This is a genomic window from Sphingobium xenophagum (assembly GCF_002288285.1).
Taxonomy (GTDB): Bacteria; Pseudomonadota; Alphaproteobacteria; order Sphingomonadales; family Sphingomonadaceae; genus Sphingobium; species Sphingobium xenophagum.
This window is the reverse complement of record NZ_CP022745.1, coordinates 590,859-611,005: the sequence shown is the minus strand read 5'-3', so window position 1 is coordinate 611,005 and position 20,147 is coordinate 590,859. Positions and strand designations below refer to the sequence as shown.

The 20,147-nt window shown below is 63.7% G+C and carries 21 protein-coding genes and 1 tRNA gene; 11 read left to right on the top strand and 11 right to left on the bottom strand.

Annotation, left to right across the window (positions count from 1 at the left end):
* Positions 1-5: 5 nt before the first annotated feature.
* Both hemF and CJD35_RS02990 read right to left on the bottom strand, forming a co-directional pair.
* Positions 6-908 carry an oxygen-dependent coproporphyrinogen oxidase gene (gene hemF, locus CJD35_RS02995; protein WP_051034299.1) on the bottom strand — a complete coding sequence of 301 codons (903 nt, stop codon included), beginning with the start codon at positions 906-908 and terminating at the stop codon, positions 6-8.
* A complete protein-coding gene (locus CJD35_RS02990) occupies positions 905-1,375 on the bottom strand; it encodes a tRNA (cytidine(34)-2'-O)-methyltransferase (protein WP_017182855.1) in 471 nt (156 codons plus the stop codon). Before CJD35_RS02990 ends, hemF begins: the two co-directional genes overlap by 4 nt.
* A 196-nt stretch (positions 1,376-1,571) precedes the next feature.
* Here CJD35_RS02990 and petA point away from each other — a divergent pair, with 196 nt between their 5' ends.
* The 4 genes from petA to CJD35_RS02970 all read left to right on the top strand — a co-directional run bounded on the left by petA (position 1,572) and on the right by CJD35_RS02970 (position 4,921).
* Positions 1,572-2,138: a ubiquinol-cytochrome c reductase iron-sulfur subunit gene (gene petA / locus CJD35_RS02985; RefSeq protein WP_017182854.1), complete on the top strand. Its 567-nt coding sequence runs from the start codon at positions 1,572-1,574 to the stop codon at positions 2,136-2,138.
* Between the two features lie 11 nt (positions 2,139-2,149).
* On the top strand, positions 2,150-3,442 hold the full coding sequence (locus CJD35_RS02980) for a cytochrome b (protein ID WP_017182853.1): 1,293 nt from the start codon (positions 2,150-2,152) through the stop codon (positions 3,440-3,442).
* Positions 3,443-3,457: 15 nt separating this feature from the next.
* On the top strand, positions 3,458-4,309 hold the full coding sequence (locus CJD35_RS02975; protein ID WP_017182852.1) for a cytochrome c1: 852 nt from the start codon (positions 3,458-3,460) through the stop codon (positions 4,307-4,309).
* A gap of 78 nt (positions 4,310-4,387) precedes the next feature.
* Positions 4,388-4,921: an adenine phosphoribosyltransferase gene (locus CJD35_RS02970; protein ID WP_017182851.1), complete on the top strand. Its 534-nt coding sequence runs from the start codon at positions 4,388-4,390 to the stop codon at positions 4,919-4,921.
* A gap of 17 nt (positions 4,922-4,938) precedes the next feature.
* Here CJD35_RS02970 and CJD35_RS02965 read toward each other — a convergent pair whose 3' ends face one another.
* Positions 4,939-5,559 (bottom strand): 5'-methylthioadenosine/S-adenosylhomocysteine nucleosidase, encoded by a 621-nt coding sequence (locus CJD35_RS02965; protein ID WP_017182850.1) that lies wholly within the window; start codon positions 5,557-5,559, stop codon positions 4,939-4,941.
* 64 nt (positions 5,560-5,623) lie between these two features.
* Positions 5,624-5,698 (bottom strand) — tRNA-Val (locus CJD35_RS02960).
* A gap of 127 nt (positions 5,699-5,825) precedes the next feature.
* Here CJD35_RS02960 and CJD35_RS02955 point away from each other — a divergent pair.
* The gene (locus CJD35_RS02955; protein WP_095686789.1) at positions 5,826-7,157 is read left to right on the top strand and encodes a dicarboxylate/amino acid:cation symporter; all 1,332 of its coding nucleotides are present in this window, start codon (positions 5,826-5,828) and stop codon (positions 7,155-7,157) included.
* A 9-nt stretch (positions 7,158-7,166) separates the two neighbouring features.
* Here the strand turns inward: CJD35_RS02955 and cpdR are convergent, their stop codons facing one another.
* Positions 7,167-7,544, bottom strand: a complete 378-nt coding sequence (gene cpdR, locus CJD35_RS02950; RefSeq protein ID WP_017182848.1) for a cell cycle two-component system response regulator CpdR — start codon at positions 7,542-7,544, stop codon at positions 7,167-7,169.
* 154 nt (positions 7,545-7,698) lie between these two features.
* Here cpdR and CJD35_RS02945 point away from each other — a divergent pair, with 154 nt between their 5' ends.
* Positions 7,699-8,592, top strand: a complete 894-nt coding sequence (locus CJD35_RS02945; RefSeq protein ID WP_017182847.1) for an N-formylglutamate amidohydrolase — start codon at positions 7,699-7,701, stop codon at positions 8,590-8,592.
* Between the two features lie 3 nt (positions 8,593-8,595).
* Here CJD35_RS02945 and CJD35_RS02940 read toward each other — a convergent pair whose 3' ends face one another.
* Together CJD35_RS02940 and CJD35_RS02935 are read right to left on the bottom strand one after the other, a co-directional pair.
* Complete coding sequence (locus CJD35_RS02940) at positions 8,596-10,443, bottom strand: acyltransferase family protein (protein ID WP_017182846.1); 1,848 nt, start codon at positions 10,441-10,443, stop codon at positions 8,596-8,598.
* 393 nt (positions 10,444-10,836) lie between these two features.
* Positions 10,837-11,841, bottom strand: a complete 1,005-nt coding sequence (locus tag CJD35_RS02935) for a class 1 fructose-bisphosphatase (protein WP_017182845.1) — start codon at positions 11,839-11,841, stop codon at positions 10,837-10,839.
* A 215-nt stretch (positions 11,842-12,056) separates the two neighbouring features.
* Here CJD35_RS02935 and CJD35_RS02930 point away from each other — a divergent pair, with 215 nt between their 5' ends.
* Positions 12,057-12,842, top strand: coding sequence for a TerC family protein (locus CJD35_RS02930; protein ID WP_017182844.1), 786 nt, complete (start codon positions 12,057-12,059; stop codon positions 12,840-12,842).
* 94 nt (positions 12,843-12,936) lie between these two features.
* Here CJD35_RS02930 and CJD35_RS02925 read toward each other — a convergent pair whose 3' ends face one another.
* From CJD35_RS02925 to rnd, 3 genes are all read right to left on the bottom strand, one after another.
* Positions 12,937-13,326: a nuclear transport factor 2 family protein gene (locus tag CJD35_RS02925; RefSeq protein WP_017182843.1), complete on the bottom strand. Its 390-nt coding sequence runs from the start codon at positions 13,324-13,326 to the stop codon at positions 12,937-12,939.
* Between the two features lie 94 nt (positions 13,327-13,420).
* The gene (locus tag CJD35_RS02920; protein ID WP_017182842.1) at positions 13,421-13,732 is read right to left on the bottom strand and encodes an I78 family peptidase inhibitor; all 312 of its coding nucleotides are present in this window, start codon (positions 13,730-13,732) and stop codon (positions 13,421-13,423) included.
* 165 nt (positions 13,733-13,897) lie between these two features.
* Positions 13,898-15,064, bottom strand: coding sequence for a ribonuclease D (gene rnd, locus CJD35_RS02915; protein WP_017182841.1), 1,167 nt, complete (start codon positions 15,062-15,064; stop codon positions 13,898-13,900).
* A gap of 125 nt (positions 15,065-15,189) precedes the next feature.
* On the opposite strand from rnd, the gene aspS reads away from it, so the two are divergent.
* The 4 genes from aspS to CJD35_RS02895 all read left to right on the top strand — a co-directional run bounded on the left by aspS (position 15,190) and on the right by CJD35_RS02895 (position 19,536).
* A complete protein-coding gene (gene aspS / locus CJD35_RS02910; protein WP_017182840.1) occupies positions 15,190-16,974 on the top strand; it encodes an aspartate--tRNA ligase in 1,785 nt (594 codons plus the stop codon).
* Positions 16,975-17,086: 112 nt separating this feature from the next.
* Positions 17,087-17,878 carry a polyphosphate kinase 2 family protein gene (locus tag CJD35_RS02905; protein ID WP_017182839.1) on the top strand — a complete coding sequence of 264 codons (792 nt, stop codon included), beginning with the start codon at positions 17,087-17,089 and terminating at the stop codon, positions 17,876-17,878.
* A gap of 84 nt (positions 17,879-17,962) precedes the next feature.
* Complete coding sequence (locus tag CJD35_RS02900; protein ID WP_017182838.1) at positions 17,963-19,276, top strand: methyl-accepting chemotaxis protein; 1,314 nt, start codon at positions 17,963-17,965, stop codon at positions 19,274-19,276.
* 74 nt (positions 19,277-19,350) lie between these two features.
* Positions 19,351-19,536 carry a hypothetical protein gene (locus tag CJD35_RS02895; RefSeq protein ID WP_017182837.1) on the top strand — a complete coding sequence of 62 codons (186 nt, stop codon included), beginning with the start codon at positions 19,351-19,353 and terminating at the stop codon, positions 19,534-19,536.
* 116 nt (positions 19,537-19,652) lie between these two features.
* Here the strand turns inward: CJD35_RS02895 and greB are convergent, their stop codons facing one another.
* Positions 19,653-20,138, bottom strand: a complete 486-nt coding sequence (gene greB / locus CJD35_RS02890) for a transcription elongation factor GreB (RefSeq protein ID WP_019052976.1) — start codon at positions 20,136-20,138, stop codon at positions 19,653-19,655.
* Positions 20,139-20,147 lie beyond the last annotated feature (9 nt).

Here is a 20,147-nt window from a genome sequence, read left to right as displayed (position 1 = left end):
GCGCCTTAGCTCCAGCTGGCCATGGGCGGCAGGCTCATCAGGATCGCCTCGATATTGCCCCCGGTCTTGAGGCCGAACAGCGTCCCCCTGTCATGCACCAGATTGAATTCGGCATAGCGGCCGCGCCATTCCAGCATTTGGGCATAGTCCGCCTCGCTCCATTCGTCGCCCATGCGCCGCCTTACGATCGGCGGATACGCCTCCAGAAAAGCCTCGCCCACCGCACGGGTAAAGGCGAAGTTGGCGTCGAACCCGGCATCGTCGGCACATTCCAGATGATCGTAGAAAATCCCGCCGACCCCGCGATGCACGCCGCGATGGGGAATGTAGAAATACTCGTCGGCCCACGCCTTGAAGCGGGGATAATAGTCCCCGTCATGCGCATCGCAGGCGCGCTTCAGCACATCGTGAAAATGGGCCGTATCCTCCTCGCGCGGCAAGGGCGGGTTCAGGTCCGCGCCGCCGCCGAACCAGCTTTTGGTCGTCACCAGATAGCGCGTGTTCATATGCACGGCAGGAACGTGGGGATTGGCCATATGCGCGACCAGGCTGATGCCGGTGGCGAAGAAAGCGGGGTTTTCGGTCGCGCCATGGATCGTCTGCGCGAATCCGGGGGCGAACTCCCCGCCGACGGTGGAGACGTTGACGCCGACCTTCTCGAAAATCTTGCCCTTCATCACCCCGCGCACGCCGCCGCCGCCTTCGCCGGGCGCCTGCCCTTCGGCTTCGCGGTCCCAATGGGTGTAGGCAAAGCGGGCCTCGCTGCCGGCCTCCCGCTCGATCGCCTCGAACGCGGCGCAGATTCGGTCGCGCAGCGATTCGAACCAGGCGCGCGCGGCCTGCTGCCGGGAATCGAGGGCGAAGGGGACGGTAGGCACGGGGGCTGGGGTTATCGGGGCAGGGGTCATTGCGGGAACTTTCCGGTCTGGCGCAGGGCTTCGGCGACGGCGATGCCCGTGGAAACGGCGATGTTCAAGGATCGAAACCCCGCCGCCATCGGAATGCGGATGCGGATGTCGGCCATGTCGCGTACCGCCTCCGGTACGCCGGCGCTTTCCGATCCCATCAGCAACACATCGTTGGCGTGGAAGGCAACGTCGGGCAACCGCTCCGACGCATGGGCGCTCATCAGCAGCAGGCGGCGGCCCTGCGCGCGGCGTTCGGCGTCGAAGGCCGCGAAATTGGCGTGGCGGGTGACATCGGCCGACGCGCCATAGTCCATGGCCGCGCGCTTCAGGCGCGCGTCGGAAAAGGCGAATCCGGTTGGCATGATGATATCCACCGGCACGGCAAAACAGGCGGCCAGGCGCAGGATCGCGCCGACATTGCCCGCTATTTCGGGTTGATAAAGGGCTATACGCATGACCCGCGCCATAATGCAGCGGGGCAAATTGTCATAGGGTCAGTGACTTTGCTGTTGGCAAAGAGCGCGCACTGAGGTTATCAGGCCCGCGAACCACGCCGGGGGGAAGGCGGGGCCGTTTCGCATGGCCATCCGAATTCCTTGACATAAAGGCGCCGGAAACGGCGCTCCGGCGGGATCAGGGACGTTCTTGCAAGGGTTAAGGTGCATGGCGATCGTTGAACATACAGACAGCACGGGTCTATCCGGCGATGATGGGGTGCGTCGTCGCGATTTCATCAACATCGCTGCGGTGAGTTTCGCGGGGGTCGGCGCTGTTGCCGTCGTCCTGCCGTTGATCGACCAGATGAACCCCAGCGCCGACGTGCTGGCGCTTGCATCGACCGAAGTTGATCTTTCGGCCATCCAGCCGGGTCAGGCGATCAAGACCACCTTCCGCAGCCAGCCGCTTTTCGTGCGCCAGCTGACGGAAAAGGAAATCGCCGAAGCCGACAAGGTGGACCCTTCCACGCTGCGCGATCCGCAGACGCTGGAAGAGCGCACCGTGGATGGCAAGAAGCAGTGGCTGGTGACCATGGGTGTCTGCACCCATCTGGGCTGCGTGCCGCTGGGCGCGGGCGAAGGTGAAAATCGGGGTGAATATGGCGGCTATTTCTGCCCATGCCATGGTTCGTCCTACGATACCGCCGCGCGCATCCGCAAAGGCCCCGCGCCCAAGAACCTGGAAGTGCCGAAGTTCGCCTTCACTTCCGACACCGCCATTCTCGTAGGCTGAGGTAAGAAACGATGAGCTTTCCCTGGGCTGAGCAATATACGCCGAAAAATCCGGTCATGGTGTGGATCGACGAGAAGCTGCCGCTTCCGCGTCTCGCCTATAACGCCGTTGGCGCGGGCTATCCCGTGCCGCGCAACCTCAACTATTTCTGGAACTTCGGTGTTCTCGCCGGTCTTGCGCTGGTGATCCAGATCGTCACCGGCGTGATCATGGCGATGCATTACGGCGCCAATGATCTCGTCGCGTTCAGCACCGTCGAACAGACGATGCGTGACGTGAACGCGGGCTGGCTGATGCGCTATGCCCACGCCAACGGGGCAAGCTTCTTCTTCATCGTCGTCTATCTCCACATTTTCCGCGGCCTCTATTTCGGTTCCTACAAGGCGCCGCGCGAAATGGTGTGGCTGCTCGGCCTCGTCATCTTCCTGCTGATGATGGCGACCGCGTTCATGGGCTACGTCCTCCCTTGGGGCCAGATGTCCTACTGGGGCGCAAAGGTGATCACCGGCCTGTTCGGCGCGATCCCGGTCGTGGGCGAACCGATCCAGACCTGGCTGCTGGGCGGCTTTGCCCCTGGTAACGCTTCGCTCAACCGCTTCTTCTCGCTCCACTTCCTGCTGCCCTTCGTGATTGCCGGTGTCATCATCCTGCACATCTGGGCGCTGCATATTCCCGGTTCCTCGAACCCGACCGGCGTGGAAGTGAAGGGGCCACAGGACACTGTGCCGTTCCACCCCTATTATACCGCAAAGGATGGCTTCGGCGCGGGCGTGTTTCTCATCGCCTTCTGCGCGCTGCTGTTCTTCGCCCCCAACTTCCTGGGCCACCCGGATAACTATATCGAGGCGAACCCGCTCTCGACCCCCGCGCACATCGTGCCGGAATGGTATTTCTGGCCCTTCTACGCCATCCTGCGCGCGTTCACCGTGGACTTCTTCTTCGTGCCCGCAAAGCTGCTCGGCGTGCTGGCGATGTTCGCGTCGATCCTGCTGCTCTTCTTCCTGCCCTGGCTCGACACCTCGCCGGTGCGGTCGGGCAAGTATCGGCCGACCTTCAACAAGTTTTTCTGGATCCTGTGCCTCGACGTGCTGATCCTGGGCTGGTTGGGCGGCGCGCCGGCCGAAGAACCCTATGTCATGATGAGCCAGTTGGCGGGTGCCTATTATTTCGCCCACTTCCTGATCATCCTTCCGCTGATCTCGCGTTTTGAAAAGCCGCTCCCGCTGCCCGGCTCGATTACCGAGGCTGTGCTGGCCAAATATGGCAAGACCGACGGCGAAACCGTCGCGGTTCCGGCCGAATAAGGGGTAGATAAGACCATGGTTCGCATTGGCGCATTCCTCGTCGGCCTCTTCTTTGCAGGCTGGCTGTTCATCTCCTTCCTGGTTGGTGCGGTGGCTTATGTCTCCGAACCGCCGCAGCCGACCGTGGAGCATGAATTCCACAAGCCGGTAAAGCATGTGTCCTTCTCGTTTGACGGGCCGCTTGGCAAATATGATCAGGCGCAGCTGCAACGCGGCTTCCAGGTGTTCAAGGAAGTCTGCTCGGCTTGCCACAGCCTGAAATTCGTCGCTTTCCGCGATCTTCAGGCGCTCGGCTATAACGAAGCCGAAGTGAAGGCGATCGCCAAGCAGTGGGCGATCAAGACCCCGTCGGTCGACCCGGCTACTGGTGAGGCGTCGAGCCGTGATCCTGTGCCCGCGGATCATTTCCCCCTGCCTTTCGCGAACAATGTCGCGGCGGCGGCGGCGAACAACAATGCGATCCCGCCAGACCTGTCGCTGATGACCAAGGCCCGCCACCATGGCAGCGCCTATGTCTATTCGCTGCTGACGGGCTTCCAGGCGCAGCCGGCTGAACTGCTCAAGGAGTTCCCGGATGCCAAGACGCCGGAAGGGCTGCACTACAACCCCTATTTCCCGAACCTCAACCTTGCCATGGCGCCGCCGCTGACGGCTGATGGCCAGGTGACCTATGGTCCGGGCCAGCCCAAGCCGACCGTCGACCAGATGGCGCAGGACGTCTCGGCCTTCCTGACCTGGACCGCCGAACCCAAGCTGGAAAACCGTCGGCGCGCGGGTCTGGCGACGCTGATCTTCCTGCTGATCGCGACGGGCCTGGCTTATATGTCCTATCAGAATATCTGGGCGGACAAGAAGAAGGCGGCCTGACCGTCCGGTCCGACAGGACAAGCATAGCAAAGGGCGCGGTTTCTTGAGGAAGCCGCGCCCTTTCTCTATAGGGGCGCGATGACGAGCGACCTGACTGACCTCATCCGCACCATTCCCGACTTTCCCAAGCCGGGCATCCAGTTTCGCGACATCACGACGCTGCTGGCTGATGGGGAAGGGCTGCGCGACCTGACCGCGCGACTGGCCGACATTGCCCGTCCGCTGGACCCGGACCTGATCGTGGGTATCGAGGCGCGGGGCTTCATCCTCGGCGCGGCGCTGGCGTTCACGCTCGGCAAGGGCTTCGTGCCGGTGCGCAAGAAGGGCAAGCTCCCCGGCAAGACCGTGGGCATCGATTATGTTCTGGAATATGGCACCGACCGGCTGGAACTGCATGAAGGCCAGGTGCCCAAGGGCGCGCGCGTGTTGCTGGTCGATGATCTGATCGCCACTGGCGGTACGGCTGTGGCTGCGGCGCAGTTGCTGCGCGAACAGGGGGCAAGCGTGCTCATGGCCCTGTTCGCGATCGACCTGCCCGATCTCGGCGGCATGGCGGCGCTCGCCGCCGAAGGCGTCGCCGCGCGGGCCATCATGGCGTTTGCGGGCGAGTAGCCGACCCCGGCACGTCGCTATTTTGCCAGCGCGGCCGCCAACCCGTCCACCGCCAGCGCCAACCGCTCGTCCAGCAGGCCCAGCAACGCCGTCCAGCCATGGATATGGGCCAGTTCGCCCGGCCCGTCAGAAATGCCGCGCAGCCCCATCAGCGGAACGCTATAACGGGCGCAGGCGCGTGCTACTGCAAATGTCTCCATGTCCACCATGTCGGCGTCGATCGCCGCATAGTCATCGCCGCCCACGATATTGGCGCCGGTCGACAGTCGCGCGCTCGGCAAAGCGAGGGGCGTGACCAGCGGCAGATCGACCGGATGATCCGCGAACGGCGTCACCCCCTTCACGAACCCTAGTCGCGACGCATCCATGTCGCGCCACGATACGCTGGCCACCTGCACCACTTCGCCCAGCTCGCAGATCCGCGATCCGGCCGATCCCAGGCAGACGACCAGATCGGGCAGGGCGTTTGCGCGCGCCATGTCGTGCAGGGCAATGCCGGTCGCCAATGCCGCCTCGATCGGGCCAACCCCGGTCATCAGCGGCGCGAATCGGGCGCGCAGTTGCGGCCCATATTCCGCGTCGGCCGCCATCACGAACAGCAGGCGTTGCCCCGAAATCGTCTCGCAAACCGGGATCATATCATCCTCCGCCTGTGGCAAAAGAGAAAGCCCGCCACCTGAAACCAGGCGACGGGCTTTGTCATGGTGGGCGTAGCAAGGATTGAACTTGCGACCCCTGCGATGTCAACACAGTGCTCTACCACTGAGCTATACGCCCACGGGAGTTGGGCCAATAGCCGGGGGACCGGACCTGCGCAAGCGGGAAATTGCAGGGGTGCGACATTCTTCTGGACAGGGCAGGGACGGCCCATATGCTGCGGTGCAAACAGGGGGACGCCAGACCTATGCTGCCATCGCCATCTTCGCCGATCCAGACGACGCCGCGTCTGCCATGGTATCGCCAACTCTATGTTCAGGTACTGATCGCGATCGCGCTGGGCGTCAGCATTGGCCATTTCTTCCCCGACATGGGCGTGCAGCTAAAGCCGCTGGGGGACGCGTTCATCAAGCTGGTGAAGATGATCATCGCCCCCGTCATTTTCCTCACCATCGTCACCGGCATTGCCGGAATGAAGGAATTGGGCGCGATCGGCCGGGTCGCGGCCAAGGCTTTTGCCTATTTCCTGACCTTTTCGACGCTCGCGCTCATTGTCGGGCTGATTGTCGCCAATCTGGTCCAGCCGGGTGCTGGCCTGAATATCGATCCGGCAAGCCTCGACGCGGGCAAGGTCGCGGACTTCGCGCACAAGGCGCATGAAACCACGCTGACGGGCTTCCTGATGAGCATCATCCCGTCGACCATGGTGTCGGCGGTCGCGGACGGCAACATCCTGCAAGTGCTGTTCGTCGCCATCCTGTTCGGCATCGCGCTGACCATGATCGGCGACAAGGCGGCGCCGTTGATGGCGGTCCTCGAATCGGCCAGCCATGCCGTATTCAAACTGGTCGCTTTCCTGATGAAGGCGGCGCCGGTCGGGGCGTTCGGGGCGATGGCCTTCACCATCGGCGAATATGGCGTGGGCACGCTTGCCAATCTGGTCGGTCTGGTCGCGACCTTCTACCTGACCTCGCTGCTGTTCGTGCTGGTGGTGCTGGGCACGGTCGCGCGGCTGGCCGGCTTCAATATCCTGCACCTCATCCGTTACCTGAAGGCGGAATTGCTGCTCGTACTCGGCACATCCTCGTCCGAAGCCGCGCTGCCCAGCCTGATCGAGAAGATGGAGCGGGCGGGATGCCGCAAGTCGGTGGTCGGGCTGGTCGTGCCGACCGGCTACAGCTTCAACCTCGACGGCACGAACATCTACATGACGCTGGCGGCGCTGTTCATCGCGCAGGCATGCAATGTCGACCTGACCCTGCAACAGCAGGTGTTGCTGCTGCTCGTCGCGATGATTTCGTCCAAGGGCGCGGCGGGCGTGACGGGCGCAGGGTTCATAACGCTGGCGGCGACGCTGTCGATCGTGCCGTCGGTGCCCGTCGCGGGCATGGCGCTGATTTTAGGGGTCGACCGCTTCATGAGCGAGGTTCGGGCACTCACCAACTTTGTCGGCAACGCCGTCGCCACCATCGTCGTATCAGCGTGGGAAAAAGGGCTGGACCGCGAACGGCTCACCGCCGCGATGGCCGGCATCCCGCTCAACCCCACGGCCGATATGGAAGAAGTGATCGAGGATTGACGGGCGGGGTCAGTTCAGCCCGGTCAGGCTTTCGCTGCCGAACATCCGTTCAACCTCCAGCACCAGGTCGCGCAGGTGGAAGGGCTTGGACAATACCTTGGCCTGCGGCACGGCCTTCCCGGCCTTCAGCGTCACTGCGGCAAAGCCGGTAATGAACATGATCCGCATGTCCGGGGCTACGGACGCCGCATGCTGCGCCAGTTCGATCCCGTCCATTTCGGGCATCACGATATCGGTCAGCAACAGGTCGAATCGGTCGGACGCGATATGAGGCAGGGCTTCGGTGCCGGTCGCGACGGCCACGACCTCATAGCCGGATCGTTCCAGCGCGCGGGCCAGATAGACCCGCATACTCTCGTCATCTTCCGCCAATAATATGCGAACCATTGCGCCAGCTACTCTCATTGCCGTTTCCGGCCTGTCCCCCATGCCCCCGTCAGGGTGGCGTCCCTGTCCGATATATGCGACAAGGTGTAAACATTATCCAGCCAAGTAACCATTTTTGGTGCGGCCACTCATATGGCCGGTGAAAGGAGCCTTATTGGATCGTCCCGCGCCATGTCCTCCCGCCCGGACAGAGGCGGGTTTCGACCAATTCGGCCCCGCCAATCCCGACCGGCCCATCATCCTTTCCGTACCCCATGCCGGGCGCGATTATCCGCCCGAACTGCTGGCGCAAGCGCGGGTACGGCGGCAACAATTGCAACGGCTGGAAGATCGCTGGGCCGACCTGCTGGTCCATCCGCTCATCGCGCGCGGCTTCACCGTCGTCCTTGCCCGCGCCCCGCGCGCGCTGATCGACCTCAACCGTCACGAGCGCGAAATCGACCCTGCCATGCTCGTCGGTGCGCCGCGCGACGCCGCGCTTCAGAGCAGCGTCAAGCTGCGCGGCGGGCTGGGCCTTTTCCCCCGCCGCATGGTCGGCGCGCATGAATTATGGCACAAGCCTGTGGCGTGGAGCGAGGCGCAGCGCCGGATCGAAACGATTCACCGGCCCTATCATGCCGAACTGACCCGCCTGATGAGGGCAGCGCGCGACGCCTTTGGCCATGCGATCCTGATCGACCTTCATTCCATGCCGCCGCTGCCGCCGCCCGCCGCCGGGCAGGAAGCACCCAAAATCGTTCTGGGCGATCGGTTCGGGCGCAGCGCCTCCACCCGGCTGATGACGCTCGCAGCCGATGTCGCCGCGGGCCATGGCATCGTCGCGGCGCAAAACCATCCCTATGCCGGCGATCATCTGATCGAACGCCATGGTCGTCCCGAAAGCGGCATGCACGCGATCCAGATAGAGGTGGATCGCAGCCTCTATCTGGATGACGTGCTGGATCAGCCGGGGCCGGGCCTCGCCCGGATACAGGAGATCATCATGGCCATCGCCCAGGCGTTGGCGAATGAATTGCCGCGCGCCGATTATGCGCTGGCGGCCGAATAGGCGTCAGCCGCCGCGCGCGATGACCAGCCGCGCGCCTGTTACGCTCAGATGGTGCGAATCGAAATAGAGCGGCTTGCCGCCCTGCTCGATCGCGCAGTGCCGGGCATCGCACAGCGCGACTGCCGGATCGATCAGCCTGACGCCCCGTGCCTGCCATCGCGCAAATAGCGCGCGCAAATGGACGGTCCGGGCATCCAGCCAGGACCGCGCGACGCCTTGCGCCTCTGCCAGTCGCCCGGCGCGTGCCAGGTGGGCAAGGCGGCGCGGCACGTCGAAGGGTTGCGGAGGCACCGCGCCGATCAGCACGACCTCCCGCCCTTCGGCCCGGATCGCGGCGATGCTGCGGTCCAGCTTCGCCACGAATGCCGGATCGTCAAACGCGCCATTGGCCCAGAAGGCGGCCAGATAGACGCGGCGGATGGCGGGGTTTGCGCGCAATGCGGCAAATGCGGCGCGATTGGCCGCCGCGCACCGCGCATCCCTTGGCGCATCATAGCCCAGCACCGGCGGGCAACTCGATGTCGTGCGCTGCACCAGCGCCCATCCTTGCGCCCTGGCCTCCAGCGCCAGCGCATAGGCCAGTTCGACCCCATGGCTGTCACCCCACAGCATCGCATCGGGCGGGACCGCCGCGCCCAGCACGCATGGCGTCGCGCCACGGGCGAATATGTCGTGGCAGCGCTTGCGCTCGGGGCTGATGTCTTCGCGCCCGGCGGCCTGCGCCAACACCGTCGGCGCGAAACGCGATGGCCATGGTCCCGCCGCCATCAACGCCAGCGACAAGGTGCACAGCAGCGCCATGGTCGCGCCGGTGAAGCGGAAGATGGTGCGCGCGGGCATCGCCTGCGAATCGCGAAAGGGGCGCTCGACAAAGCGCCAGGACAGGATCGCCGCGACAAATGATCCGGCAATGACCGCGATTCGCGTCCAGCCCGTAACGGCCATGTCGGTCGCATATTCAGTGAACACGATCAGCGGCCAGTGCCACAGATAGAGCGAGTAGGAGACAAGACCCACGCCCACCAGTGGCGCCCGGCCAAGCAACCGTCCCGCGCTCGTTCCCGGCGCGCTGTGGATCAGCGCCGCCGCGCCCAGCACCGGGGCGAGGGCGGCGATGCCGGGGAACAGCGTGTCGCGATCATAACAGCCGACCGCGAACGTGATTCCGGCGATCCCGCCCCACGCCACCAGTTCGCGCAACCAGCGGGCCTTTAGCGCGGGCACGACGCCCAGCGCCAATGACGCCCCCGCCAGCAATTCCCAGGCGCGCGTCGGCAACAGATAGAAGGCGAAACCGCTGGTATCGCGCTGCATCGCGATCGACAGCAGCAGCGATCCTGCCGCAATCGCCATCACCACCGCCGTTCGCCAGCGGGGGGCGAAGCGGGCAATCAGCATCAGCAGGATCGGGAAGCCGATATAATATTGTTCCTCCACCGCCAGCGACCATGTGTGGAGCAGCGGCTTGACGTCCGCGCCCCCCGCGAAATAGCCGGTGTCGGTAAAGAACCACAGGTTCGAGGCAAACAGCGTGGCGGCCAGCGCGGACCGTGGCACCCCCTCCAGGTCACCGGGCAGATAGAGCCAGGCGCTCAGCGCCAGCACCACCAATATCATCAGCCCCAGCGCAGGGACGATCCGCCGGAATCGCCGCTCGTAAAAGCGCGCGAGCGAGAAGCGGCCATCATCGACTTCGCGGGCGATGATGCCGGTGATCAGATAGCCTGAAATGACGAAGAATATATCAACGCCGACATAGCCGCCATCAAATCCCGGCACATGGGCGTGGAACAGCAGCACCGGCAGAATCGCCAGGGCGCGCAGTCCGTCGATATCGCGGCGATAATGCATCGGCCCCGCTTAGGGGCAAAGCCCTGACATTTGCTTTACCGGCGACTCGAACGGATGTTGGGATGGTTAAAATTGCAGCAAGCGATTGCGTTTGGCGCAACCGCGCTTTCATCCTTCGCATTTGCGAAAATTCTGCCCCGGCTGCACAAGAACTGTGCCTTTCAGGCATCCTCTCCTAAACTTTTTGGGCTGGTCTGCGGATCGGCCCTTTTTTTTGGCTCCGGCTTGGTCTAGGCGAATTGCGCTACAGCCGCGCCATATAAAATGTTTCTGGAGAGGGGCCGCCGGTAAGACCGGCAGGGCGAGGCCATAGCAAGGGGGATTGAGCGGCGCTCCGCTCTCCCCCACTTTTCCTATCTCTGACCATCGCTGAACAGGAACGCCGCCGATCGGCTATTCCCGTCCATAGGCTGTGACCATTTCCACTTCCGCCTTGTCGCCCAGAATCACGCCGACGCGCTGGTGCAGGCTGGTGGCGTCGACATCCATGATCGGGATGAAGCCGTCGGTGGCGGCGCCGCCGGCCTGCTCGATCAGATAGCTCATCGGATTGGCTTCATACATCAGGCGCAGCTTGGCCTTGCCGGGCGTGCGATGGTCGGCGGGATACATGAAAATGCCGCCGCGCTTCAGGATGCGGTGGACGTCCGCGACCATGGAAGCGGTCCAGCGCATATTGTAGTCCACCCCGCATGGCCCCTGCGCGCCCATCACCCGTTCTTCGATATAGCGGGCGATGCCGGGCGACCATTGGCGGCGGTTGGACATGTTGATGGCGAATTCGCACTTGCCCTGCGGCATCTTCATGTCGGGATCGGTCATGACCCAGCTGCCGACTTCGCGGTCCAGCGTGAATTCATATACGCCGGTCCCGACGCTCAGCACCAACAGCGTCTGCGGGCCATAAATGGCATAGCCCGCTGCGACCTGCGCCCGGCCATTCTGAAGGAAATCCTCTTCCGTCACTTCGCGACCGGCACATTCGTCGGGCGCTTTCAGCACCGAAAAGATCGTCCCGACCGACAGGTCGACGTCGATATTGCTGGACCCGTCGATCGGATCGAACAGCAGCAGATATTCACCCTTGGGATAGCGGTTGGGGATGCGGTGGATCGTTTCCATCTCTTCCGACGCCATCGCCGCCAGATGTCCGCCCCATTCATTGGCGTCGAGCAGCAGTTCGTTGGCGATCACGTCCAGCTTCTTCTGCACTTCGCCCTGCACATTTTCACTGTCCAGGCTGCCCAGCACTTCGCCCAGCGCACCCTTGCTCACCGAATGGCTGATCGTCTTGCACGCGCGCGCCACGGTTTCGATCAACAGGCGCAATTCGGCGGGCAGCGCATTGGCCAGCCGCTGTTGTTCGATCAGGAAACGGGTGAGGGTGGTTCTGGCCATGAGCTGCCTTTCGCTTGGGACTGGTGCGCCGCAGCCGGGGGCTGCCGCGTGAAAAGGAGAACGCGCCTTCGCTATGCGACTGGTCTCGTCCAGTCCAGTCGCTTGGACCGCGCTTTTGCCGATGATAGCGCACCCATGTGACAAAGTGTGTCAGTTGGAACCAGCGGGCCTTCCTGTCGTTGCGCTGGCGTGCCGAAAGACCGGACGGAAGGATCATGATGGACAGCCTGCTCACCGCCTTTACCGATCCCGCCGCCCTGGCTGCGCTCGTCGCGCTGGTGGTGATGGAAGTGGTGCTGGGCATCGACAATCTGGTGTTCATTTCGATCCTGACGAACAAGCTGCCCGAACATCAGCGGCAAAAGGCGCGCCGTATCGGCATTGGCCTGGCGCTGGGAATGCGGCTGGTGCTGCTGTCGATGATCGCCTGGATCGTCGGCCTGACCGCGCCCGTGTTCGACCTGGGGATCATCGGCCCGCCCAATCAATATGGCGCGCCGACCTTTGAAACCGAATTTTCCTGGCGCGACCTGATCCTGATCGCGGGCGGGCTGTTCCTGATCTGGAAGGCGACCAAGGAAATCCATCATAATGTCGATCCCGCACGCGGCGACGATATGCTGGACAAGAAGAGCGTGGCGACGCTGACCTTCGGCAGCGCGATCGTGCAGATCATCCTGCTCGACATGATCTTCTCGCTCGACTCGATCCTGACTGCCGTGGGCATGACCGATAATCTTGCGGTCATGGTCATTGCCGTGCTGGTCGCCGTGGGTGCGATGGTGCTGGCCGCCGATCCGCTCGCCAATTTCATCGCCAGGAACCCAACCGTCGTGATGCTGGCGCTGGGCTTTTTGCTAATGATCGGCGCGGTGCTGATCGCCGATGGCTTCGGCGTGCATGTGCCAAAGGGCTATATCTACGCGGCGATGGCCTTTTCGACGCTGGTGGAGTGTCTCAACATCTTTGCCCGCCGCGCGCAACAGCGCAAAGGGGCATGATCAGGGGAGGGTGGGTTGATGGCATGACGGCAAGCCGACGCCATGCCTCGCCCCTATTGCGGGCGGCCACCAGGCAGTTCGCGCTCCATGCCGGTCAGGCCAGGGTCAGGAAAATTTCCGCCTCGATCATCCACGCGCCGCCCCTGTTTCGCCATTTGGCGCTATAGGCGCCTGACGCCAGCGTCTCGCCGCTGCCGCTCGCCACGCCCTGCCAATGGCCCTGCTCCATGGCGATCGGTTCTACCGGGGAAACAAGGATCGTGTCGGGCGTGCGGGTGTAGATCAGTCGCTCGGCTGCCGCGAATTCGCGTTTCCAGGCAATCAGTTGCGCCTTGCGCCCGGTGATGAGCGCGCTGTCGGTGCCCGCGACCAGCACGGCGTCGGGCGCGAGCAGCGGGCCGATCGCGGCCAGATTCGCGTCGGCCAGCGCGCGATTGAAGGTCGCGCGGGTCATGCGGATGGCGATGTCTGCGGTGGCGCTCATGGATGATTGTCCTAAAGCCCGTTCGTTTCGAGCGAAGTCGAGAAACGGGGCGTGTCGGCTTCTCGACTTCGCTCGAAGCGAACGGCTGTCGTGTTTACCCGCATCGCGCCGAGGTGATCGTCATCGCTTCGTCATAGCTGACGGTCAGCCGGTCGGGGCGAAAGTCCATCGTCATCGCCATGCCGGGGCCGCCCCAGCGCAGCGTTCTGGCCCCCGATGCAGCCAGCAGCGCCGCGCCGGTTTCCGCGCTCGCCTTTTGCCCGATGAAGCGTTCGACTGCAACGTCTCCAACAAATTGCACTAGGCCGTTCGGGTCGCAATTGCCGGGCACGGCGGGTGCTTCTGCGCGACGTTCGATACCGCCGGTCTGACATGCCGACAGAAGTAAAGCTGACCCGAGAAACATGGCTGGGAACTGTCGCATAGATAGGTTGCCTTATCCAAACACCGTTCGTGCTGAGTAGGGACTGAGCGAAGCCGAAGGCCCGTATCGAAGCATGGCGCGCATACGCATCCTTCGATACGCCATTTCGACTTCGCTCAATGGCTACTCAGGACGAACGGATGTTGTTTACTCCGTCCGCGTCATCTTCAGCCGACCGCCCTTGACCGCAAAGGCCAGCCGCCCCTCGACCAGATCGACCGCGTCGCGGCCATATTGTTCGTAACGCCACCCCTCCAGGATCGAGAGGTCGTTCCGCACGCCCGCCGCCAGCGCTTCAATGTCATCGCTGCGCGCCAGCAGGCGCGATGCGACATTGATGTCGCGCGACCGGATCTTGAGCAGCAGCTTGAGCAGGTCCGCGACCAGAGCGCCATCCTTGCCCAGCCCCGGACGCCGCGGCTCCCGGTCGGGCATTTCATCTTTGCTGAGCGGCTGCTGCTTGCCCAGCGCCGCCATCAACCGCGCGCCGATGTCATTGGTGCGCCAGGTCGCGGACAGGCCGCGCACCTTGCCCAGATCATCCTGCGTGCGCGGCGGATGGCTGGCAATGTCGGCCAGCGTCTCATCCTTGACTATGCGGCCGCGCGGCAGATTCTTGTCCTGCGCCTCGATCTCGCGCCATGCCGCCAGCGCTTTCAGGCGACCCAGCACATCGGCTTTCTTGCTGGCGATGCGGACGCGCTTCCACGCATCTTCGGGCAGCGTTTCATAATGGCTGGGATCGCTGATCCGCTCCATTTCCTGGTCCAGCCAGTCGCCACGCCCGGTCTTGCGCAACTCTTCCAGCATCTTGGGGAAAATCTGGATCAGATAGGTGACGTCGCCGATGGCATAGTCGATCTGGCGCTTGTCGAGCGGGCGGCGCGCCCAGTCGGTAAAGCGCGCGCCCTTGTCCAGCTGTACGCCCAGCCACGCCTCGACCAGATTGCCATAGCCGATCTGCTCGCCAAGGCCCAATGCCATCGCCGCAATCTGGGTATCGAACATCGGGTGCGGGGTCTTGCCGGTCAGATTATAGACAATCTCTATGTCCTGTCCGCCGGCATGAAAGATTTTCAGCACATCCTCATTGTCGACCATCAGGTCGAGCAGGGGCTTCAGGTCGATGCCCGGCGCCTTTGGGTCGATGGCGGCGGCTTCGTCCGCGTCGGCCACCTGGATCAGGCAGAGTTCGGGCCAATAGCTGTTTTCGCGCATGAATTCCGTGTCGATGGCGACATAGGGGGATTTGGCGATGCGGGCGCAGAAATCGGAAAGTGTCTTGCTGTCGGTAATCAGCGGATGGATTTGCATATGGTCATCGATCTTATTATGGGCAGGCCCGCTCCCTGGCGGGCTGGTCGTAGTGACCTTATGCCCATAGCCTGCCGTCAGGGCTTTGTCATTTCCGTAAAACGAAGCTGAAAGACCAAAACGCCATGCACGCCTATCGCACCCATACTTGCGGCGCCCTTCGTGAAGCCGATGTCGGCACGGCCGTGCGCCTGTCCGGCTGGGTGCATCGCAAGCGCGACCATGGCGGCGTGCTGTTCGTCGACCTGCGCGACCATTATGGCATCACCCAGATGGTGGCGAAGGCGGATAGCGAAGCGCTGCGCGTGCTGGAGGGGCTGCGTCTCGAATCGGTGGTGACGATCGACGGTACGGTCGTGGCGCGCGGTCCCGAAGCGACCAATCCCAAGATGGAAACCGGCACGATCGAAGTGGTGGCCGATGCCGTCACCGTCCTGTCGACTGCCGCGGAACTGCCGCTGCCGGTCGCGGGCGAGCAGGACTATCCCGAAGACATCCGCCTGCGCTACCGCTTCCTCGACCTGCGGCGCGAAACGCTGCACGCCAATATCGTCAAGCGCACGAAGATCATTTCGGACATGCGCCGCCGGATGGAAGGCGCGGGCTTTACCGAATATTCGACGCCGATCCTGACCGCGTCCAGCCCGGAAGGCGCGCGCGACTTTCTGGTGCCCAGCCGTATTCATCCCGGCAAATTCTACGCTCTGCCGCAGGCGCCCCAGCAATATAAGCAGCTGCTGATGGTCGCAGGCTTCGACCGCTATTTCCAGATCGCCCCCTGCTTCCGTGACGAAGACCCGCGCGCCGACCGGCTGCCGGGCGAATTCTACCAGCTCGACCTGGAAATGAGCTTCGTGACCCAGGAAGAAGTGTGGGACACGATGGAGCCGGTGATCGCCCAGGTGTTCGAACAATTTGCCGACGGCAAGCCCGTCACCCCGGCCGGCAGCTTCCCGCGCATTCCACATGCCGAAGCGCTGCTGAAATATGGCAGCGACAAGCCGGACCTGCGCAACCCGATCGCAATCGTCGATGTGACCGACCATTTCGTCGGCTCCGGCTTTGGCATCTTCGCGTCGCTGGTCGAAAGCGGCGCCCGGATTCGCGCGATCCCGGCACCCGGTGCTGGCGCGGGCAGCCGCAAATTCTTCGACGAAATGAACAATTGGGCGCGGGGCGAGGGCTATTCGGGCCTTGGCTATATCAACATCAAGGATGGCGTGCCCGGCGGCCCGATCGCCAAGAATCATGGTGAGGAAGCGACCGCAAAGCTGATCGCGGCGCTGGGTCTTGGCGACAATGACGGCGTGTTCTTCGCCGCTGGCAAGGAAGCGCAGGCCGCCAAGCTGGCTGGCCTTGCCCGCACCCGCGTCGGCGAAACGCTGGACCTCATCGACAAGGATCGGTTCGCCCTGTGCTGGATCGTCGACTTCCCCTTCTACGAATATGATGAGGACACAAAGTCGGTCGATTTCGCGCACAACCCCTTCTCCATGCCGCAGGGCGGTCTGGAGGCGCTGAACACGCAAGACCCGCTGACGATCAACGCCTATCAATATGACATGGTCTGCAACGGCTTCGAAATTGCGTCGGGGTCGATCCGCAACCAGTCGCCCGAACTGATGGTCAAGGCGTTCGAACTGGTCGGCCTGTCCCAGCAGGATGTGGAGGATCGCTTCGGCGGCCTCTACCGCGCCTTCCAATATGGCGCGCCGCCCCATGGCGGCATGGCCGCGGGCGTCGATCGCATCGTGATGCTGCTGTGCGGGGCGCAGAATCTGCGCGAAATCACGCTCTTCCCGATGAACCAGAAGGCGGAAGACCTGCTGATGGGCGCACCCAGCGCCGCCGAATTCAAGCAGCTGCGCGAACTGCATGTGCGCGTGGTGGAGCCACAGGCGAAGGGTTGAGTTTTCCTTTTTCGTCATGCTGAACTTGCTTCAGCATCCAGGGTGTCGGACACTGTCCCTGTCGCCTTGGATGCTGGATCAGGTCCGGCATGACGATTGAGGATAGCTGCCCATGACCATCGACCTCGCGACCTACGAAGATGCGCCCAAATTCACGGGCGATTATGATGCGGCGCTGGCTGCGCTCCAGCAACGCCTCGCCAAGATTCAGGTCGCCCATATCCTGCACAAGCGCCGCAGCGTCATTCTGCTGGAGGGCTGGGACGCAGCGGGCAAGGGCGGCATCATCAAGCGGATGTCGGCCGACTGGGATCCGCGCTACTATCATGTCCATCCCATCGCCGCGCCCAATGAGGTGGAGCGCGACCATCATTTCCTCTGGCGCTTCTGGACGCGCCTGCCCGCCAGCGGCAACATCGCGGTCTTTGACCGTAGCTGGTATGGCCGGGTGCTGGTGGAGCGGGTCGAGGGATTTTGCAGCAAGGCCGACTGGAAGCGCGGCTATGACGAAATCAACGCGTTCGAAAAGCAGCAGATCGACGCTGGCATGAACATCGTCAAACTCTTCGTCCACATCACTCAGGACACGCAGGACAAGCAGTTGGCCGAGCGGCTGGACATCCCGTGGAAGCGCTGGAAAACCGGCGCGGACGACTATCGCAACCGGGCCAGGCGCGCGGACTATCTGGATGCGATGCACGCCATGTTCAAAAAGACCGACACGAAACATGCGCCCTGGCATGTCATTGACAATAATCACCGCAAGAGCGGTCGCATCGCCGCGCTGACCTATGTGGCGGAACGACTGGAAGCACTCGTCCCGATGGATTTCCCGGCGGCCGACCCCGCGGTCGTCAAGCTCGCGCAGGACGCCTTTGGCTATCGCCCGGCCAAATCCGCATAAAATTCAGTGAAAACAGTTACTTGTAACAAAAATGTCATGAAATTCTATCGGCTCGTTTACCATTGGGCGGCTAAGGCTCTGGCCATGTTTCATGCCCCCATAATCCCGCCGGACGCGCCCGGCCTGGTCAGCCTGCCCCTGGCGCAGGACAAGCCGGTTATCTGGCTGGGGCGTCCGCTCAGTGAGGCGGTCGATTGCTTCCAGCGGGATTCCGCCCTGCGCCTGCTGCCGGTGCTGGACGCGCGCGACCGGCCCGTCGGCGCGATCTATGAGCGCGACATGCGCCGCATCCTGTTCAACCCCTTCGGCCATGCCTTGCTGCGCAACCCCAGTTTCGGCGGGCGGCTGGACGATCATGTCCGCCCCTGTGCCCTTGTGGACCGGGGTGCGGGCCTCGATCGGCTGGTCGATCTCTATGCCGCGCAGGGGACCGGGTGCGAAGGGCTGATCGTCACGGACGACGGGCGCTATGCAGGCGTACTGGACGGCACCCTGTTGCTGCGCCTGACGGCGCAGCGCGACGCGCAGGTGGCGCTGGCGCGATCGGAACGGGTCGAGCAGATACGGCGCGAAAGTGCTGGCTTTCAGGGCGATGTCGCGTTGCTGATCGCGGACATGGTGGCCATGGCCGACCAGTTGTCGGCGCTCGCAACGCAGGCGGCGGAGCGTGCGGCGGGCGATGGCGCGGACAGTGCGGCGATGGCGGTCGCCGCGGCGCAGACGGCCGATCGGCTGGCGAGCATCGCGGCGGGCGGCGTCGAACTGGGTCAGATATTCCAGGCGATGGAGAGCGAGGCGCGCGATGCGGGCGCAGCGATGCGCGATGCCGCCGCGCGCAGCCGCGCAGGCATGGCGCAGGGCGAGGCGCTGCGGAGCGAGACGGAGAATATCGGCGAAGTCGTCGCCCTGATCGACAGCATCGCGGGCGCGACGGCGATGCTGGCGCTCAATGCCAGTATAGAGGCGGCGCGGGCGGGTGATGCGGGCAAGGGCTTTGCCGTGGTCGCGCGCGAGGTAAAGTCGCTGGCCCAACAGACGCGCGATGCCGCGGCGGGCATCGCCGGGCGGATCGCGCATGTCCGCGCGACGGTCGCTGACGTGGCGGCGGGCCATATGCATATGGATGCGGCCATGGCCCGCGCCGACCGTCTGTCGGCTTCGCTGTTCGACGCGGTCGCCCGCCAGGCCGCTTTCAGCCGCGCCATTGCCGAAAGCGTGGCGGAAGCGGGGTCGTCCAGCGACCATATCCGCTCCGGCGCGCAGGCGATCAGCGGCAATGCGGACGCGACCGTGCTGGGTGCGCGCGCGATGCAGTCGGTGGCACAAAGACTAGCCGGAGAGGCTCATCGGCTGGAAGCGCGCGCGGGCGGCTTCATCATGGCGATCGGCGCGACCTGACGATCCGTAGAAATCCCTCTGGCGTCGCGCGCAAATGGCGATAGGCTGTGCGTCCATAAAAAGGAGAGGAAGCCATGCTCGTCATGTTCGTGGGCACTGACCGCACTGAAACCGCCGTCAACGCGTCGCAAGTCACCTTCGTCTCGTCGGTCAATGACGGCACGCGCATCCGCTTTGGCGAAGGCCGCAGCGTGACCGTGACCGAACCGATCGCTGAAGTGCTCGAAAGCCTCAACCGCTCGCTGCGCCCGCACGACTAGACGCCGTCTCGCTTCTGTTCGCCATGACCGGGCGGCACGGCATCCTGTCGTGACGCCCGCCATGGGTGGCTTGCTATCGGGCGGCGGGCGCGCGCCTTGCACCGCGCAAGCGCGGCTCAGTCCGGATAGCGGATCGCCATCACCTCATATTCCTTCTCGCCCGACGGCAGCATCACGCGGCGCAAGTCGCCGATGGCCGCGCCGCGCAGGGCGCGGGCAATGGGGGAGGACCAGCCGATCCGGCCTGCCTCGATGTCGGTTTCGTCATTGCCGACCAGCGTGACGATGCGGTGATTGTCATCCTCATCGGCGATGGTGACGGTCGCGCCGAAATAGACGCGGCTCTTGTCGCCCTGCTGCCGGGCGTCGACGACCTTGGCGTCCTTCATCTTCTTGGACAGGCGCTTCAGCTGAAAGTCGATCTCGCGCATCCGCTTGCGACCATAGAGATAGTCGCCATTTTCGCTGCGGTCGCCATTGCCCGCCGCCCAGCTCACGACTTCGACGATGGCGGGGCGCTCGACGCCCAGCAAATGGTCATATTCCGCGCGCAATTTGGCAAAGCCTTCGGGCGAGATATAATTGGGATAGGGGGTCGTCATCCCTCGATC